This window comes from Mycolicibacterium sediminis, from assembly GCF_010731735.1.
Lineage (GTDB): Bacteria > Actinomycetota > Actinomycetes > Mycobacteriales > Mycobacteriaceae > Mycobacterium > Mycobacterium sediminis.
The window spans coordinates 810,498-827,720 of sequence record NZ_AP022588.1 but is presented as its reverse complement, the minus strand read 5'-3'; the positions used below and the strand labels follow the sequence as shown (position 1 = coordinate 827,720).

Annotated in this window: 17 protein-coding genes; 6 read left to right on the top strand and 11 right to left on the bottom strand. The window is 70.5% G+C overall.

The annotated features are described in order from the left end of the window. Positions 1-7: 7 nt before the first annotated feature. Together katG and G6N64_RS04070 are read right to left on the bottom strand one after the other, a co-directional pair. Entirely contained in the window at positions 8-2,245 is a 2,238-nt protein-coding gene (gene katG / locus G6N64_RS04075; protein WP_163795721.1) for a catalase/peroxidase HPI, read from the bottom strand. 63 nt (positions 2,246-2,308) lie between these two features. Then, complete coding sequence (locus tag G6N64_RS04070) at positions 2,309-2,740, bottom strand: Fur family transcriptional regulator (protein WP_163795720.1); 432 nt, start codon at positions 2,738-2,740, stop codon at positions 2,309-2,311. Positions 2,741-2,956: 216 nt separating this feature from the next. On the opposite strand from G6N64_RS04070, the gene G6N64_RS29880 reads away from it, so the two are divergent. The 3 genes from G6N64_RS29880 (at position 2,957) to G6N64_RS04060 (ending at position 4,217) form a co-directional block, all read left to right on the top strand. Next, entirely contained in the window at positions 2,957-3,124 is a 168-nt protein-coding gene (locus G6N64_RS29880) for a hypothetical protein (protein WP_174266755.1), read from the top strand. Positions 3,125-3,693: 569 nt separating this feature from the next. After that, entirely contained in the window at positions 3,694-3,819 is a 126-nt protein-coding gene (locus G6N64_RS04065; RefSeq protein WP_163795719.1) for a DUF899 family protein, read from the top strand. Continuing rightward, on the top strand, positions 3,816-4,217 hold the full coding sequence (locus G6N64_RS04060; RefSeq protein WP_163795718.1) for a hypothetical protein: 402 nt from the start codon (positions 3,816-3,818) through the stop codon (positions 4,215-4,217). The genes G6N64_RS04065 and G6N64_RS04060 overlap by 4 nt, the downstream gene beginning before the upstream one ends. On the opposite strand, the gene G6N64_RS04055 is transcribed toward G6N64_RS04060, so the two are convergent. Further along, entirely contained in the window at positions 4,201-5,289 is a 1,089-nt protein-coding gene (locus G6N64_RS04055; protein WP_246230936.1) for a hypothetical protein, read from the bottom strand. The genes G6N64_RS04060 and G6N64_RS04055 overlap by 17 nt on opposite strands. Positions 5,290-5,417: 128 nt before the next feature. On the opposite strand from G6N64_RS04055, the gene G6N64_RS04050 reads away from it, so the two are divergent. Both G6N64_RS04050 and hrpA read left to right on the top strand, forming a co-directional pair. Then, on the top strand, positions 5,418-5,810 hold the full coding sequence (locus G6N64_RS04050; RefSeq protein ID WP_246230935.1) for a VOC family protein: 393 nt from the start codon (positions 5,418-5,420) through the stop codon (positions 5,808-5,810). A 31-nt stretch (positions 5,811-5,841) separates the two neighbouring features. After that, positions 5,842-9,738 carry an ATP-dependent RNA helicase HrpA gene (gene hrpA, locus G6N64_RS04045; protein ID WP_163795715.1) on the top strand — a complete coding sequence of 1,299 codons (3,897 nt, stop codon included), beginning with the start codon at positions 5,842-5,844 and terminating at the stop codon, positions 9,736-9,738. Here hrpA and G6N64_RS04040 read toward each other — a convergent pair whose 3' ends face one another. Beyond that, complete coding sequence (locus G6N64_RS04040; protein WP_163795714.1) at positions 9,739-11,640, bottom strand: potassium transporter Kup; 1,902 nt, start codon at positions 11,638-11,640, stop codon at positions 9,739-9,741. It lies immediately after the preceding gene. A gap of 109 nt (positions 11,641-11,749) precedes the next feature. Next, positions 11,750-11,917 (bottom strand): hypothetical protein, encoded by a 168-nt coding sequence (locus G6N64_RS29875; protein WP_174266754.1) that lies wholly within the window; start codon positions 11,915-11,917, stop codon positions 11,750-11,752. Between the two features lie 245 nt (positions 11,918-12,162). On the opposite strand from G6N64_RS29875, the gene G6N64_RS04035 reads away from it, so the two are divergent. Beyond that, the gene (locus G6N64_RS04035) at positions 12,163-12,615 is read left to right on the top strand and encodes an SRPBCC family protein (RefSeq protein WP_163795713.1); all 453 of its coding nucleotides are present in this window, start codon (positions 12,163-12,165) and stop codon (positions 12,613-12,615) included. On the opposite strand, the gene G6N64_RS04030 is transcribed toward G6N64_RS04035, so the two are convergent. The 6 genes from G6N64_RS04030 to G6N64_RS04005 are packed head-to-tail and all read right to left on the bottom strand — an operon-like array spanning position 12,612 to position 17,223. Continuing rightward, on the bottom strand, positions 12,612-13,265 hold the full coding sequence (locus G6N64_RS04030) for an MOSC domain-containing protein (RefSeq protein WP_163795712.1): 654 nt from the start codon (positions 13,263-13,265) through the stop codon (positions 12,612-12,614). The two genes, G6N64_RS04035 and G6N64_RS04030, sit on opposite strands and share 4 nt — an antisense overlap. A gap of 9 nt (positions 13,266-13,274) precedes the next feature. Next, positions 13,275-13,976 (bottom strand): hypothetical protein, encoded by a 702-nt coding sequence (locus tag G6N64_RS04025; RefSeq protein WP_163795711.1) that lies wholly within the window; start codon positions 13,974-13,976, stop codon positions 13,275-13,277. Then, a complete protein-coding gene (locus G6N64_RS04020; RefSeq protein ID WP_163795710.1) occupies positions 13,973-14,914 on the bottom strand; it encodes a vWA domain-containing protein in 942 nt (313 codons plus the stop codon). The genes G6N64_RS04025 and G6N64_RS04020 overlap by 4 nt, the downstream gene beginning before the upstream one ends. Continuing rightward, positions 14,911-15,885: a hypothetical protein gene (locus tag G6N64_RS04015; RefSeq protein ID WP_163795709.1), complete on the bottom strand. Its 975-nt coding sequence runs from the start codon at positions 15,883-15,885 to the stop codon at positions 14,911-14,913. Before G6N64_RS04015 ends, G6N64_RS04020 begins: the two co-directional genes overlap by 4 nt. Beyond that, positions 15,876-16,349 (bottom strand): hypothetical protein, encoded by a 474-nt coding sequence (locus G6N64_RS04010; RefSeq protein WP_163795708.1) that lies wholly within the window; start codon positions 16,347-16,349, stop codon positions 15,876-15,878. Before G6N64_RS04010 ends, G6N64_RS04015 begins: the two co-directional genes overlap by 10 nt. Then, positions 16,339-17,223, bottom strand: a complete 885-nt coding sequence (locus tag G6N64_RS04005) for a DUF58 domain-containing protein (protein ID WP_163795707.1) — start codon at positions 17,221-17,223, stop codon at positions 16,339-16,341. The genes G6N64_RS04010 and G6N64_RS04005 overlap by 11 nt, the downstream gene beginning before the upstream one ends.

Sequence of the window (17,223 nt, the reverse complement as noted above, 5' to 3'; positions counted from 1 at the left end):
GTGTCGGTCAGAACTTCTCGAGATCGAACCGGTCGTTGTTCGTCACCTTGACCCACGCGGCGACGAAGTCCTCGACGAACTTCGTCTGGTCGTCCTGGGCGTAGACCTCGGCGATGGCGCGCAGCACCGAGTTCGAGCCGAACACCAGGTCGTTGACCGTGGCGGTCCACTTGAGCTCGCCCGTCGTGCGGTCGTTGCCCTCGTAGACGTTCTCGCCCGTCGACGCCGACTTCCACTTCGTGTTCATGTCGAGCAGGTTCACGAAGAAGTCGTTGGTCAGCGTGCCCGGTCGATCGGTGAAGACGCCGTGCTTGGTGCCACCGTGGTTGGCGCCCAGGGCACGGAGCCCGCCGATGAGCACCGTGAGTTCCGGCGCCGTCAGATCGAGCATGTACGCCTTCTCGATCAGCAGCTTCTCCAGTGCCGTCTTCTCACCCGGACGGACGTAGTTGCGGAACCCGTCGGCGCGCGGCTCGAGCACCTCGAACGACTCGGCGTCCGTCTGCTCCTGCGTCGCGTCGGTGCGACCCGGCGCGAAGTGCACGTTGATCTCGAAACCCGCGTCCTTGGCGGCCTTCTCGATCGCGGCGTCACCGGCGAGGATGATCAGGTCGGCCAGCGAGACCTTCTTGCCGCCGGATGCGGAGGCGTTGAAGTCCGACTGGATCCGCTCCAGCACCGGCAGCACCTTCGCCAACTCGGACGGCTCGTTGGCCTCCCAGTTGCGCTGCGGCTCGAGGCGCAGCCGCGCCCCGTTGGCGCCACCGCGCTTGTCGGTGCCGCGGAAGCTCGACGCCGACGCCCAGGCGGTCTTCACCAGCTGCGGCACGCTCAGCCCGGAGTCGAGCACCGTGGCCTTGAGCGACGCGATGTCGGCGTCGTCGACGAGCGCGTGGTCGACGGCCGGCACCGGGTCCTGCCAGATCTGCGGCTCGGGGATCCACGGGCCGAGGTAACGGCTCACGGGGCCCATGTCGCGGTGCAGGAGCTTGTACCAGGCCTTCGCGAAGGCGGCGTTCATCTCCTCGGGATGGTCGAGCCAGCGGCGGGTGATCTTGCCGTAGATGGGGTCGACCCGCATCGAGACGTCGGTGACCAGCATCGTGGGCTTGCGCGGCGGACCACCGAACGGATCGGGGATGATCGCCTCGGAGTCCTTGGCCTCGAACTGCCAGGCGCCCGCGGGGCTCTTGGTCAGCTCCCACTCGTTGCCGTACAGCAGCTCAAGGTAGGCGTTGCTCCACTTGGTCGGCGTCGGGGTCCACACGACCTCGAGACCACTGGTGATCGTGTCGCCGGCCTTGCCGGAGGCGAACGCGCACTTCCAGCCCAGGCCCTGCTGTTCGATCGGGGCGCCCTCGGGCTCGGGTCCGACCAGGTCGCCGTCGCCGGCGCCGTGGGTCTTGCCGAGGGTGTGGCCACCGACGATCAGCGCGGCGGTCTCCTCGTCGTTCATCGCCATCCGGCCGAACGTCTCGCGGATGTCGTGCGCGGCGGCCAGCGGATCCGGCTTGCCCTCCGGGCCCTCCGGGTTGACGTAGATCAGGCCCATCGTGGTGGCGCCGAACGGCTCTGCCAGCTCGCGCTCACCGGTGTAGCGCTTGTCGGTGCCCAGCCAGGTGTCCTCCTGGCCGAAGAGGATCTCCTCGGGCTCCCAGATGTCCTCGCGGCCGAATGCGAAGCCGAAGGTCTCGAAGTCGGCCGACTCGAGCGCGACGTTGCCGGCGAACACCAGCAGGTCGGCCCAGGAGATCTTGCTGCCGTACTTCTGCTTGACCGGCCACAGCAGGCGGCGGGCCTTGTCGAGGTTGGCGTTGTCGGGCCAGCTGTTGAGCGGTGCGAAGCGCTGCGCGCCCTGACCGCCGCCGCCGCGTCCGTCGTAGATGCGGTAGGTGCCTGCGGCGTGCCAGCTCATCCGGATGAACAGGCCGGCGTAGCTGCCGTAGTCGGCGGGCCACCAGTCCTGCGAGGTGGTGATGACGCTCATGACGTCGGCCTTGAGGGCGTCGACGTCGAGCTTCTTGAACTCTTCGCCGTAGTTGAAGTCCTCGCCGAGGGGGTTGCCCTTCGCCGGCTGGCGGTGCAGCACGGACACGTCGACCTGCTCGGGCCACCAGTCCTGGTTGGTCAGCGGCGCGTGGCCCGTGGGCTTCGGCGAATCGATGACCGGATTCTCGGACTCACTGTGGCTGGCGGTGTTGGCGTCGGAGTGCGGTGGGCGAGCATCTGAGGTATCAGACGACACTATTTCTTCCCTTTCATCGTGGTGGCTGCGATCACGGGCTGTGATCTCTGAAAATACGGGGGTCTACGGAATCCGGGCTTCCGCGCAGTCGGGGCAGAGTCCCCAGTAGATGACCTCGGCCTCGTCGATGACGAAGCCCTGGTCGTCCGATGCGGTGAGGCAGGGCGCCTCACCGACCGCGCAGTCGACGTCGGCGATGGTCCCGCAGGACCGGCACACGACGTGGTGGTGGTTGTCGCCGACGCGCGCCTCGTAGCGGGCCAGCGACCCGTTGGGCTGGATGCGGCGGACGAGGCCGGCGGCCGTGAGCGCGTTCAGCGCGTCGTAGACCGTCTGGTGGGAGACGTCCGGAGCGTGCTCGCGGGTGGCACGGATGACGGCGTCGGTCTCGGCGTGCGGGTGGTCGTGGACCGCCTGCATCACCGCGAGACGAGGACGCGTGATGCGGAGGTTCGCACTCCGCAGCAGTGTCCGGAACTCGGGGGCTTCAGGCATTGACACGATCTTCGCCCTTTTTCTGGAACATTTCAAGAAAACGCCGGAAAAAGTCTGGCTGAACTTCCGCCGACGGCTGTCGACGGGTTGATTCCTGCCACCCGCCGGTCAATCACTGCCAACGGAAATGGACGGGCGGGTGCGCCGGTTGGACGTGTCAGACCGGCTGGAAACACAGCCGAGAGGCCAAGAGAGACAACGAGAAAGAAGAAGATCATGAAGAAGTTCGGAATCTCGACCACCATCGCCGCAGGATTCGCCGCCGCCATGTTCGCCCTGGCCGCCCCGGCCTCCGCCGACATCGACCACCACGGCTGGGTTCACGACATCCAGCAGCACGCTCAGGTCGGCTCGGCGCAGTCGATCGTGGGCAACGGCCGCTAGGTCTCGACCCCGGAGGGGCATCCGCTGCGGCGGGTGCCCCTTCTTCGTGTGTGCGCCGAACTGGAGAGTCACGTCGTTGCACGGGCGCGATCGCGACACTGGCTTCCGTCTCGGCGAGGGACGCGGCGGGGTTTCGCCGAGACAGCGCCCATGGCTGCCAAGCGGCGCCCGTCACGACAGTCAGCGCTGACTCGGCGCCGGGGTTGCCCGCGCCGCCGCCACGAGAGTTGCTTTTTGTAGACGTCCACTCGCACTTCTTCGCCATTACGCGACTCTCGCGGTGACGCCGCCGAGGCGCGGCGTGGTTTCAGCGAGACAGGGCCCATGGCTGCTACGAGGCATGCGTCACGACAGTCAGCGCTGTCTCGCTGGGTGACGGGGCCGCGGCGCCGCGAGAGTTGCTTTTTGTAGACGCCCACTCGCACTTCCTCGCCATTACGCGACTCCCGCGGGGGTGACGCCGAGAGCCTCGCGATGAGTCCACCCCGCCCGCCAGGTCGACATCGGAGGCGGCAGTTCGCGCTGCCGAACACACCGGATTGACCGACAATGGCAGACGGAGGCCACCCATGGACACACCCGCGATCGTCTCGGCCCGGGAATGGGAAGACGCACGCCAGCAGCTCCTCGTCACGGAGAAGCAGGTGACGCGCGGCCAGGACGCGCTGGCCGCCGTCACGGCCGGGCCGACATGAGCGTCGCGGTGACCGGCCGGCGCGCCTGCGCGGTTCTCGCGGTAGGTTCGGCCGCGTTGCACGGACTTTCGCTCGGGCACGCTGGCACCCCGGCAGCCACGGCGCTGATGCTCGTCATGATCGCGACGTGCGTGTCGTGCGCCTACGACCTGTGGTCGCGCGGCACCTCACGCGCCTGGGTCCTCGTCGCGACGATGAACGTCGCGATGGTCGCGCTCCACATGCCGTCGGCGTCGCATCACCACCTGAGCGGCGTGACCGTCACCGCGACCCCGATGGGCACCGCGATGGCGGCCGCGACGGCGATCGCCGTGCTCGAGGTGTCGATCGCCGTCGGGGTGCTCTACCGCCGCAGCCGGGTCACGGCCCGCCAGTTCGGGGCTATGGCGCCGGGATGACGTCGACGGCGTCCACGTCGGTCTTGATGGGTAGGCGGCGGCCGCTGTCCTCGAGGATCAGCGTTCCGGACGTCGCGGCGGACGCGCCGCCCTGCGGGATGATCAGCGCCCGCTGACCGGGTGCGACGTCGGCCGCCTGCAGCGCCACGGTCCTGGGCTTGGCCTCGACCAGGTTGCCGTCGGCGAACTCCCACACCAGCGGCGAGTAGTAGCTGATCGGGTCGCAGCGCCACGTCGCGAGGCTCAACTCCATCGGCCGGTCCCGGGGCCACCACATGTGCGTCACCCGGGAGCCGGTCGCCGGGTCGGGCGTCGACACGTCGAAGGTCTGCTGCGAGCCGTCCGCGGCCGTGACCACCACCGCGGCATTCCCGCAGTCCGTGCCCGCGGGACGGAACAGGCCGTAGGCCAGCCGGCTGCCGTCGGCGCTCAGCGCGGCCGTGGCGACGGGAGTGTCGGCCTCGGCGGTCCCGAGCGACGCCGGGGGCGCGGTACCACGGACGGCGTAGAGGGTCTCCGGTCCGCCGTCGCCGACACCGGACTCCTCGCGGGCGAGGACGGCGGTGCCACCGCGAGCCGCGAGCAGACGCGGCGGGGTGGCCCCGTCGACGGGGGGAAGGTCGACCTGTCGACGCATCGCGGGTCCGGCGGCGGGGTCGGCCAGGTCGATCTGCATGAGTCGGCCCGGCTGCTCGAGCCACACCAGGACGCTGCCCTCCGCGGTACCGACGCGCACGCCGGGCGGCATCGCGACCGTGCTGGTCTTCCTGGTCGCCACCTCGATCGCCACGACGTCGCCGTCCCCGGTGTGGCCGAAGACGAACCGGCCGTCCTCGGTGATCACGGGATCGCTCGACGGTGCGAAGGTCCCCGGTGCGGATGCGACGACCTCGGTGCCGTCGACCAGGCCGATCTCACCGGCCGCGCGGTAGGCGAGCTGTGGTCCGGCGGGCTCGGGTGAGGCGCTGGTGGTCGGTGCCGTCGGCAGCGTCGGAAGCGTGGGCGGCGGGGTCCCCGGCGGGGTGTCGCAGCCCGCCGCCAGCACCACGGAGAGTGCCAGGACGACGGACACGACCCACGGACTGCGAGTTCTCGAATGTCGGCGAAGCATCGTGCCCATCCAAGCCGAAATCGCCGGTCCGGGTGTAGCCGCCCCCGTGCGCTGCGGCGATGCCGACCGGGGCATGCCATCGTGGATCGGTGACGACTTCCGCACCCGAACCGGTGGGGCGCCTCGGCGCCACGTCCATCGACTGCCCGGACCCCGCCGTCCTCGCGGACTTCTACGGCGCACTGCTCGGGATGCAGCGTCTGGTCGAGTCCCCCGACGGCGGCGTGATCGCCATCTCCGACGGCACGCACGTCCTGGCGATGATGCGAGTCGACCACTACGTCGCCCCGACCTGGCCGGAACCGGGGCAGCTGCAGCAGATGCACCTCGACGTGTCGGTCCGCGACCTCGACGCCGCGGTCGCGGCGGCCGTCGCACTGGGCGCCCGCGAGGCAGACCACCAGACCGCCCCGGGGCGGTGGCGGGTGCTGGTCGATCCGGCGGGCCACCCGTTCTGCCTGACCACCGTCGGCCCGGACTGACGTCAACCCCGAGGGCACTATCCTCGAACCAGTGTCCGAATCGTCCGCGAGCGTTCGCGAGCTGCGCAGCCGCCTCGACGGGCTGACCCTCCGCGACGCCGCCCGGCTGGGCCGCAGACTGCGCGGTGCCACGCCCGAGCAGGCCCGGAGACTCGGCGAGCAGATCACCGCGGCGGAGGCCGTGATCGCCAAGCGCACGGCCGCGATCCCGACGATCACCTACCCCGACCTGCCGGTCAGCGAGCGCCGCGACGACATCGCCGCCGCGATCCGCGACAACCAGGTGGTCGTGGTCGCCGGTGAGACCGGTTCCGGCAAGACCACCCAGCTGCCCAAGATCTGTCTCGAACTGGGCCGTGGGGTGCGGGGCACGATCGGGCACACCCAGCCGCGGCGGCTCGCGGCGAGGACCGTGGCCCAGCGCATCGCCGACGAACTCGGCACCGACCTCGGCGACGTCATCGGCTACACCGTGCGGTTCACCGATCAGGCGAGCGACCGGACGCTGGTCAAGCTGATGACCGACGGCATCCTGCTCGCCGAGATGCAGCGCGACCGACGGTTGCTCGCCTACGACACGCTGATCCTCGACGAGGCGCACGAGCGCAGCCTGAACATCGACTTCCTGCTCGGCTACCTCCGCGAGCTGCTGCCGCGCCGGCCCGACCTCAAGGTGATCGTCACCTCGGCGACGATCGAGCCGGGCCGCTTCGCCGCGCACTTCGGCGGTGCGCCGATCGTCGAGGTCTCGGGGCGCACCTACCCGGTCGAGATCCGTTACCGCCCACTGGAGGTGGAGACGTCGGCGGACGTCGACGAGGACGACCCCGACGGTGACGACGTCCGCACCGAGGTGCGGGATCAGACCGAGGCGGTGGTCGACGCGGTGCGGGAGCTGGAGGCGGAGCTGCCCGGCGACGTACTGGTGTTCCTGTCCGGCGAACGCGAGATCCGCGACACCGCCGAGGCGCTTCGCGACGCCTTCAAGGGGGACCGCCGCTCGACCGAGATCCTCCCGCTCTACGCCCGGCTGCCGACCGCGGATCAGCAGAAGGTGTTCTCGCCGAGCCACTCCGGGCGGCGCGTCGTCCTGGCCACCAACGTCGCGGAGACGTCGCTGACCGTGCCGGGCATCCGCTACGTCGTCGACCCGGGGACCGCTCGCATCTCGCGCTACAGCCGCCGCACCAAGGTGCAGCGGCTGCCGATCGAGCCGATCTCGCAGGCCTCGGCCGCGCAGCGTGCGGGCCGGTCGGGCCGCACCGCGCCCGGCGTGTGCATCCGGCTGTACTCGGAGGACGACTTCGACTCCCGGCCCCGGTTCACCGATCCGGAGATCCTGCGCACCAACCTCGCGGCCGTCATCCTGCAGATGGCGGCGCTGGGGCTCGGCGACGTCGAGGCGTTCCCGTTCCTCGACCCGCCGGAGGCGCGCAGCATCCGCGACGGCGTGACGCTGCTGCAGGAACTCGGCGCCTTCGACCGGCAGGGCGCAATCACCGACGTCGGCCGTCGGCTGGCGCGACTGCCGCTCGATCCACGCATCGGGCGGATGATCCTGCAGGCCGACGACGAGGGCTGCGTCCGCGAGGTCCTGGTGCTCGCGGCGGCGCTGTCGATCCCGGATCCGCGGGAACGGCCCATCGATCGCGAGGAGGCCGCCAAGCAGAAGCACGCACGGTTCGCCGACGAGCACTCCGACTTCGTGTCGTTCCTCAACCTGTGGAACTACCTGTCCGAGCAGCGGCGAGAACGGTCCGGCAGCTCGTTCCGCCGGATGTGCCGCGAGGAGTTCCTGCACTACCTGCGCATCCGCGAGTGGCAGGATCTCACCGGCCAGTTGCGCAGCATTGCAAGGGATCTCGGCATCCGCGAGCAGGACGAGCCCGCCGACCCGGCGCGGGTGCACGCGGCCCTGGTCGCCGGCCTGCTGTCCCACGTCGGCCTACGGGAGGGCGACGGCCGCGAGTACGCGGGCGCACGGAACTCCCGCTTCGTCCTGGCGCCGGGATCGGTGCTCACCCGAAGGCCGCCGCGCTGGATCATGGTGGCCGACCTCGTCGAGACCAGCCGGCTGTTCGGCCGGGTCGCCGCACGCGTCGAACCCGAGGCGGTCGAGCGCGTCGCGGGTGACCTGGTGCAGCGCACGTTCAGCGAGCCGCACTGGGACGCGAAGCGCGGCGCGGTGATGGCATTCGAGCGCGTGACCCTCTACGGGCTGCCGCTGGTACCCCGGCGGAAGGTCGGGTACGCCCAGGTCGACCCGGTCGCGTCGCGCGAGCTGTTCATCCGGCACGCCCTGGTCGAGGGGGACTGGCAGACCCGCCACCACTTCTTCCGCGACAACGCGACGCTGCTCGCCGATCTCGCGGAGGTCGAGGAGCGGTCGCGCCGGCGCGACCTGCTGGTGGGCGACGACGAGGTGTACGCGCTGTACGACGCTCGCGTGCCCGCGGACGTGGTGTCGGCCAGACACTTCGACGCCTGGTGGAAGAAGCAGCGCCACCGCACCCCGGACCTTCTGACGTTCACGCGCGACGATCTACTGCGCAAGGACGAGGCCGTCGACCAGCCCGACGCGTGGCAGACCGGCGACCTGGAGCTGCCCATCACCTACCGGTTCGAACCGGGCGCCGAGGACGACGGCATCACCGTGCACGTGCCGGTCGAGGTGCTGGCCCGGCTCGGCGGTGACGAGTTCGCCTGGCACGTCCCGGCACTGCGGGAGGAACTGATCACCGCGCTGATCAAGTCGCTGCCCAAGGAGTTCCGGCGCAGCTTCGTCCCCGCACCGGATACCGCCCGGGCGATCCTGCCGACGCTGAACCCGGGCGCCGAGCCGCTCCTCGATGCCCTGCAGCGCGAACTCCGCAGGCGCAGCGGCATTCTGGTGCCGATCGACGCGTTCGACCTGACGAAGGTGCCACCGCACCTGCGCGTCACGTTCGCGGTCCAGGCGCCCGACGGCTCGGAGGTGGGCCGCGGCAAGGACCTGGAGGGTCTGAAGGAACGGCTCGCGACGCCGATTCAGAAGGCCGTCGCCGACGCGGTGTCGGGGAGCCTGGCGCGACGCGGGATGCGTTCGTGGCCCGACGATCTCGACGAGATCCCGCGCGTCATCGAGAACACCGCCGCCGGCCATGCCGTGCGGGGCTATCCCGCTCTCGTCGACGTCGGGTCGGCCGTCGACCTCGACGTCTTCGCCTCGCCGGCCGAACAGCAGGCGCGGATGGGGCCGGGCCTCCGCCGGCTGCTCCGCCTCGAGATCACCTCGCCGGTCAAGGCGGTCGAGCGCGCACTCGACCCGCGCACCCGTCTGCTCGTCGGCGCGAACCCGGACGGCTCGCTGGCCGCGCTGATCGAGGACTGCGCCGACGCCGTCGTCGACACGATGGTCACCGCGCCGGTGTGGACGCGTGGTGAGTTCACCGCACTGCGCACGCAGGTCGCCGCCCGTCTGGTGCCGACCACGCTCGACCTCGTCGGCCGCGTCCAGAAGGTGCTGGCCGCAGCACAGGAGGCCCGGCTCGCGCTGCCCGACTCGCCGCCGGCCGCGCAGGCCGAGTCGATCGCCGACGTCCGCGCGCAGCTGGCCCGGCTCATGCCGTCGGGGTTCGTGACCGCCACCGGCGCAACGCGTCTCGCCGATCTCCAGCGCTACCTCACCGCCATCGCCCGCAGGCTCGAACTGCTACCCCGGGCCGTGGGTGCCGACGCCGAGAAGATGGACCGCGTGCACGCCGTGGAGGACGCGCTCGATGCGCTGGTGCGGTCGCTGACCCCGTCGCGTGCGGCGTCGGCCGACGTCCGCGAGATCGGCAGGCAGATCGAGGAGCTGCGGGTGAGCCTGTGGGCGCAGCAGCTCGGCACGCCGCGCCCGGTCAGCGAGCAGCGCATCTACCGGGCCATCGACGCCGTGGTGCAGTAGCTACACCTCCAGGCGCGAGCCGATGATGATGGTGCGCGACACCGGCAGATTGAAGTGCGCGGCCGCGTCGGCGGCGATGTAGGACGTCGTGACGAACAATCGAGTCCGCCAGGGCGACATGGTGGGATGCCCGCAGACCACCAACTCCAGCTTCGACAGGAAGTACGACGCGTGGTCGAGGTCGATCTGCCCCTCGGTCTGCGCCGGGTCGAGCAGCCTCAGTGCCGCAGGCACGTCGGGCCGCTCCATGTAGCCGTAGTGCGCGCTGACGAAGATGACGCCGTCGGCGGCGAGGTCGAGATCGTCGACGGACACCCGCTCCGAATCCGGTATGCGGGGAACGGGGTCTACCTCGAGGGACAAGATCACGACGTGTTCGTGCAGCACGTTGTTGTGTTCGACGTTGGCCCGCATGGCCAGCGGCGCGGTCTCGCTGCCACGGTTGAGGAAGATTGCCGTGCCGGGGATGCGGACCAGCGGCGGGTCGCGGTGCAGCAATCCTGCGACGAACGGACGCAGCGGCCCCTCCACCTCGTTGCGCTTGCGCGTCACGATGGAGCGTCCGCGCTGCCACGTCGTCATCACCGTGAACGCCACCACCGCGATGAGCAGCGGCAGCCACGCGCCGTGCACCAGCTTGGTCAGGTTGGCGGCGAAGAAGAGCAGGTCCACGGTGAGCAGCGCACCGCCGCCGCCCAGCACCAGCCACAGGGGCCAGTGCCACCGCGTCCTGGCGTAGTAGAAGAAGAGCGTCGTCGTGATCGTGATGGTGCCCGTGACGGCCATGCCGAACGCGTAGGCCAGCGCCTCGGACGACCGGAACGCGAAGACCAGGATCAGGACGGCGACCATCAGGACGCCGTTGATCCACGGCACGTAGATCTGGCCGAACGCCGACGCCGACGTGTGCGTGACCCGCAGCCGCGGCAGGTACCCGAGCTGTGCGGCCTGCGAGGCCACCGAGAACGCGCCGGTGATGACGGCCTGCGACGCGATGACCGTCGCCGCGGTCGCGAGGATCACCATCGGCACCAGCGCCCAGTCCGGGGTCAGCAGGAAGAACGGCGCGGTCACCTTCTCCTCGTCGCCCAGGAGCAGTGCGCCCTGCCCGAAGTAGTTCAGCGTGCACGCGGGCAGGACGAGACCGAGCCAGCCGAAGGTGATCGCCTTGCGTCCGAAGTGGCCCATGTCCGCATACAGTGCTTCGGCGCCCGTCACCGCGAGGACGACCGCGGCCAACGCGAAGAAGCCGATGTGGAAGTGACTCAGCATGAAGCCGAGCGCGTACGTGGGCGAGAGCGCCTTGAGGATCTCCGGTTCGCGCGTGATGCCGACGACGCCGCAGGCGCCGATCGACAGGAACCACAGGATCATCACGGGTCCGAAGAACTTGCCGACCGTTGCGGTGCCGCGCCTCTGCACGGAGAACAGCCCGATGATGATGACCGCCGTGATCGGTACGATCCACGGCTCGAGTTCCGGCTCGACGATCTTGAGACCCTCGACGGCCGACAGCACCGAGATGGCCGGGGTGATCATGCTGTCGCCGAAGAACAGTGCCGCGCCGAAGATCCCCAGCGCCGACAGCATCACCGCGTTCCGGCGTCCGTGCGCACCCGATCGTTGACGGAGCAGCGTGATGAGGGCCATGATGCCGCCCTCGCCATGGTTGTCGGCGCGCATCACGACCGTGACGTACGTGAGGGTGACGATCAGCATCACCGACCAGAAGATCAGCGAGACGATGCCGTAGATGTGGTCGCGGGCGATGGGCACCGGGTGGGGATCGCTCGGATCGAAGACGGTCTGAAGGGTGTAGATCGGGCTGGTGCCGATGTCGCCGAACACCACGCCGAGGGCCCCGACGACGATGCCCGTCGACAACTTGGGTTTGGCAGACACCGGTGGATCGTAAGCGCGGCACCCCGTCGCGAGGAGGCGCCTTGCCCGAAGACGTCACACACGAAGAAGGGGCACCCGCGTGGCGGGTGCCCCTTCGTACGTGCTGAGGTCAGCGGCTCTGATGCACCGTCGTGTCGACGTGCGGAGCGCTGGCCGAGTTCGTGATCTGGTCGAGCCAGGTGTGGTGGTCGATCCCAGCAGAGGCGGGCGCAGCGAGTCCGAGGACTGCTGCAGCAAGGCCGCCGGCGATGACCGTGGTGAATCCGAGCTTCTTCATTTTCGTGTCACTTCTTTCGTATCGATCTATTGAGTTGTACGAGCCGTGGCGCCTGTGTCGCGGTCCGAAACGTTGTCGCCGTTCCGACTTCTCTCGAGTCGTCCCGGTCTGCTGGGTGTAACTGGCGTGTTACGAGTTTGATTCCGCACGAGTGCAACGTTTCTCGCGGACGTGAGAGACGACACAGCCCCGCGGAAAGGAGTCCTGCGACACACGGCCGACGGGCCCGGAGTAGCGTCTGGCAGGTGAAGGGGTCCGCGACGCTCGAGATGGCCGCCTCGCCGAGGACGGTCTGGGACGTGGTGGCCGACGTCCGCAACACCGGCCGCTTCTCACCCGAGGTGTTCGACGCCGAATGGCTCGACGGCGCGACCGGCCCCGCCATGGGCGCTCGGTTCCGCGGTCACGTCAAGCGCAACGAGATCGGACCCGTGTACTGGACGACCTGCCGGGTCACCGCTTGCGAGCCCGGTCGCGAGTTCGGCTTCGCGGTGATGATCGGCGACCGCGCCGTCAACAACTGGCATTACCGCTTCACGCCGAAGGGCGACGGCACGGAGGTCACCGAGTCGTTCTGGTTGCCGCTCCCGCGGCTGGTGAGCGTCTTCGAACCGCTGTACTTCCTGCGCCGCCGCCGCAACGTCCGCGACATGGGCAAGACGCTCGCCAGGATCAAGGACTACGTCGAGCAGACCTAGGACGCCGCGCGCTTGCGGGCCTTGCGCTTCAGCGCCTCGGGCAGGGCGTCGGCGACCAGCAGGCTGGGCATCAGGTCGGGTTCGAGCATCATGGCCCGGTACACGGTGCCGATCGTGACGTCGTGGTCCGGGCGGTGCACGATCTCGACGGCGTCACCGGCCCGGACGTGTCCGGGTTCGATGATCCGCAGGTAGGCGCCGGGGCTGCCGCCGTGGGTGAAGGTCTTGATCCAGCCGCGGATCCCGAGCCGGACCTCGAACGTGCGACACGGCGTCCGCGGGCGGGTGACCTCCAGGACCAGCCCGTCGGACCCGATGCGCCAGCGCTCGCCGATCAGCGCACCGGTCACGTCGACGCCCGACGTGGTGACGTTCTCACCGAACGTGCCGTTCGGGAGTTCGCGTTCCAGACGCTCCTGCCAGACGTCGAGGTCCTCCCGGGCGTAGGCGTACACGGCCTGATCGTCGCCGCCGTGGTACTTCCTGTTGCCGATCGAGTCGCCGACGATGCCGCTGCCGAGGCCGTCGCGCATCGACCCGGGTGGTCGGACCTCCACGGGGCCGTCGACGGGCCGCTTGTCGATACCCGTCGTCGCAGCGCGGACGCCCGGGCTCACGTGGGCGCTGTTCACCGTCAGAACCGATGCCATGGCCCGAGATTACGGGGCGCCGCGGGTTGCCGCCGCGTCCTCCAGGAGCTGACGCAGCTGGTCGAGCGGGTCCCCGGGTAGCAGGATGCGCTCCTGGTCGTCGGTGTCGCGGTTCGAGCCGGCGGTCGGCGGGGGTGCGCCACCCGGTGGCGGCGGTGGCGGCGCGGCCGGTGGGGGCGGCGGCGGAAGGGGGCGCTCGAGCAGCGCGATCTTGCCGTTCAGCCGCTGCGCGGACCCGGTCAGTACGTCGCGGCGTTCGGCGTCGGGTTCGTCCGGCTCGGCGAAGCACCGAGCCGGGCCCCCGGTGACCGTCGCGAGTGCGCTGCGGTAGCGCCCGAGGGCGCCCGGCCCGTCACCGACGCCGACGAACTGGTCGCCGCGCGTCTCCGCGACCAACGCGAGGTTGGTCAGGGCCGGGCACGTCGCATCGTGGGCGACGGCGGTCGCGAAGTGTTCCTCCGCGTCCTCGAGCCGGCCCTCGAGCACCGCCAGCGACCCCGCGGCGAAGGCCGTCGAATAGGGGTCGACGACGTCGAGCACCTGCATCGTCGACACGTCGTCACGCAGAGCCTCGACGTCGCGGCGCTGGTAGTCCTCGACCGCCGATCCGCCGGCCAGGGCCATCGACGTCAGCTTGGCGACGATCAGCAGGACCAGGACGACCACCGGGGCCGACCAGAGCAGCAGTCGCGTGCGTCCGACGTTCCTCACGGCAGGACCCCCCGCGCCCGCGAGCGACGGAGGTCGCGCAGCGCCAGCGTCAGCTCGACCAGCAGCAGCACGGCCGCCAGCAGCGCGGGCGCCCAGTAGACCTCGATCGGCCGGGACGACCCGGTGATCTGGTCGTCGCCGCCGACGTCGATGACACCGGCGCTGAACGGGTCCTCGGACCGGCCGCGGTCGACGAACGGCACGCCCAGCTGATCGGCGACCCCGCGCAGCGCGTCGACGTCGATGCTCGAGCGCACCGTCGGGTCCTGCGGGATGGGCCTGCCCGCGCTGCCGCCGTAGCCGAGGACCGCGCCGCCGTCGACGGTGCCCTCGGCGGGGTCGAAGCGCCGCTGCGGTGCCTCCGACCCGCCTGCGCCCGCACCGAGGTAGTACACCAGGTTCTCGGCGCGCGGAAACTGCTGCTTGGCCGCGATGAGCTGATAGCGCAACACGTTTCCCGCGGCGGCGACGTTGGCCAGCCGCGGATCCTCACCGGGGTAGGGCTGGGTGGCCGCCAGTACGGGCCGAAGGCTGAAGGTGTCCGGCGACAGCGGCCATTCGAGCGACGGCCCCGAGGCGAACGCGACGACGGCGAAGCGCGCGTCGGGGTACCGATCGATCAACGCGGCCATGTCGGCGCGCGCGGCGGCCATCCGGCTGCGACCGCCGCCGGCGTCGGTGACGGCCATCGCCGGCGACCGGTCGACGACGAGGAAGACGTTGGGCTGCCCGTCGGCCGCCCCCGCCGGGGTGGTCTGCTCGTCGGCGCCGAACACCGGCCGCACGGCCGCCACCAGCAGCAGGATGATCGCTCCCGTCACGGCGGCCCAGCGCCACCGCGTCGTCGAGGAGCGTCGCAGCGCGACGATGCGGGCCGCCACCACCACCGCCGCGACCAGGAACAGCAGGACGGGAGGCAGCACGGGATGCACGGTCATCGGCGCACCACCAGGGGGACCAGCGAGAGCGCGGTCAGCGCGGCCAGGGCGACGAGCAGGGGGACGTCCGGCGATTCGGGTGCCGCCGCGCGGATCCGCGTCTCCACCTCGGGCGTGGGGACGGGAGGGTTGGCGCGGATCTCCTCGAGCTGCTGCGCGACGTTCGACTCGGCCGCGACGTACCGGCCGCCGGTGGCGCGGGCCAGGTCGCTCAGGACGTCGTCCGGCGTGGTGGTGATGACGTTGACCTGAACGCCCGCCGTCGTCGCCAGCTCCGTCAGCCGGGAGGCCCCGACGATCGCCGGACCGGAGTCGCGCGTGCGGCCCGGGCCGACGTAGACGATGGAACGTCGTTGCGGCGCAGGCTCGTCGAAGCCCGGGAAGCCGGTCAGGCAGAGGGCCAGCAGGTCGTCGACGCCCTCGGCATAGTTGACGTACCGCACGTCGGGCGCGAAGTCACCGCGCCGGTCATCGACGTCGGCGTCCGTCACGGGCGCGGCGTAGTCGGCGAACCTCCCTGCGGCGTACTGGTGGTCCCGCGTCAGGGGGATCACCCGGCGGTTGGGTGACGTCAGTCCGATGCGCTGGGTGTCGAACGTCGGCACACGGGCCGCGAAGAATCGCAGCGTCGCCTCGAGTCGGCGGTCGCCGAGAGGTGCTCCGGCGCAGACCATCACGTCCTCGGGTTGGCCGGCGGCGGCGTCGTGGGCGGCGGTCGGCAACCCCGTCGGGCGTGCCGCCACCACCACCGCGGCGGCCGCGGCGACGGCGAGCAGCACCAGCGTGGCGATCGTCGTGACCGTGCGGCGTCGGACCGCGCGCACGTAGGCGGGCAGCCGGGTCAGCCTGTCGACGTTCGCCAACGGCCGCAACCGGCGGCGGTCGTCGATGGGCAGCAACAGCGCGACGACGATGCCCACCGCGAGCGCGAGGCACGCGACGATGACGACGAGCCACCAGGTCAGCTCCACGACGAGATCAGCTCCTCGGTGGCGCCGGGGAGTGCGGCGGCGTCCTCGGTCGACCGCGCGTTGAACTGAACGTCGTTGAGTCGCAGCAACAGTGGTGCCGCCGGTGCCAGCTCGCCCGCGGCGACCTGGTCGACCTGCATGTAGTGCGCGCGCGTGCCGGTGTGCCGGTGCAGGAACTCGCGCAGGATGCGGCTCAGTTCGGCGGCCGCTGCCGGACCCGTGAGGTCCCCGCCGTTCAGGCGTTCCCCGACGCGTCGGGCGTCACGGGCGAAGCGGCGACGGGTCAGGGCCGCGTTCGCACGCGCCACCACGCCCGGCTTCGCGTCGCGCTCGGACGTCGCGGTCGTGGTGAGGACGGCGACGTACCAGCCGACCACCAGCAGCGTCAGTATTCCGGCCACCCACAGCCACGCCGACGACGGCGACGCGGGACCGACGACGAAGCGCAGCAGGTCATCCGGCACGGGCCAGCACCCCGGTCATCCCGATCAGGCCCCTGCGGATGCCACGGCTGCCCGCGATCAGTGCGTAGGGCACGGCGTGGGCGGTCATGGACTCGTAGAGCGCCTCGCGCCGTGCGCGCTCGGCCTCCTCGTAGGCGGCGATGACGTCGCGCCCCAGGTCGGTCCTGCCGAGGACCGTCGCGCCGTCGGCGACGTCGTACCCCACCACGTCGGCGTCCATGGGATCGTCGGGGCCGGCGATCGCCGGGTGGTCGACCGTCATCGCCCACATCACGTCGTGCCGGGCCGCCAGCCGGGTCAGCAGCTCGTCGAGCCGGTCGTCGACCTCGGGTTCGTCGGACACGACCACGACCAGGTGGCGATGACGGTAATGTTCTGCCACCCAACGCAACTGGGTCACCACGTCGCTCCGCCCGGGGTGGTCGCACGCGTGGTCGAGGTAGCGCTGCAGCATGTACTCCAGGTGCGTCTCACCCCGTCGCAATCGGATGTCCACGCACCCCCTCCCGTCACCGAACACCATGCCGATCTCGTCGGACCGCGGGAGCGTGATCAGGCCGAGGGCGCCGATGACGTTGGCGGCCACCTCGCGCTTGACCTCACCCGACGGGCTGAGTCCGGCGGTGTTGCGGCCCGCGTCGGCCACCACCAGGATCTTGTGGTGCTTCTCGGAGACGAAGCGCTTGATCAGGACGTTGCCCGAACGCGCCGTCGCCTTCCAGTCGATGTCGCGGACGTCGTCGCCCGGGACGTAGGGCCGCAGGTCGTCGAACTCCAGGCTGCGGGTGTGGACCAGCGAGTAGCGGCCGCCCTCCAGCAGACCGCTGACGTCGCGACCGACGTAGGCCTTGGCGCGGTCGAGATGCCGTCCCAT

Excerpts from the sequence above, each read along its gene's own strand:
- G6N64_RS04070 (WP_163795720.1), bottom strand. The coding sequence starts at position 2,740 with ATGCCTGAAGCCCCCGAGTTCCGGACACTGCTGCGGAGTGCGAACCTC.
- G6N64_RS29880 (WP_174266755.1), top strand. The coding sequence starts at position 2,957 with ATGAAGAAGTTCGGAATCTCGACCACCATCGCCGCAGGATTCGCCGCC.
- G6N64_RS04065 (WP_163795719.1), top strand. The coding sequence starts at position 3,694 with ATGGACACACCCGCGATCGTCTCGGCCCGGGAATGGGAAGACGCACGC.
- G6N64_RS04060 (WP_163795718.1), top strand. The coding sequence starts at position 3,816 with ATGAGCGTCGCGGTGACCGGCCGGCGCGCCTGCGCGGTTCTCGCGGTA.
- G6N64_RS29875 (WP_174266754.1), bottom strand. The coding sequence starts at position 11,917 with ATGAAGAAGCTCGGATTCACCACGGTCATCGCCGGCGGCCTTGCTGCA.
- G6N64_RS04030 (WP_163795712.1), bottom strand. The coding sequence starts at position 13,265 with ATGGCATCGGTTCTGACGGTGAACAGCGCCCACGTGAGCCCGGGCGTC.
- G6N64_RS04020 (WP_163795710.1), bottom strand. The coding sequence starts at position 14,914 with ATGACCGTGCATCCCGTGCTGCCTCCCGTCCTGCTGTTCCTGGTCGCG.
- G6N64_RS04005 (WP_163795707.1), bottom strand. The coding sequence starts at position 17,223 with ATGGGACGGCATCTCGACCGCGCCAAGGCCTACGTCGGTCGCGACGTC.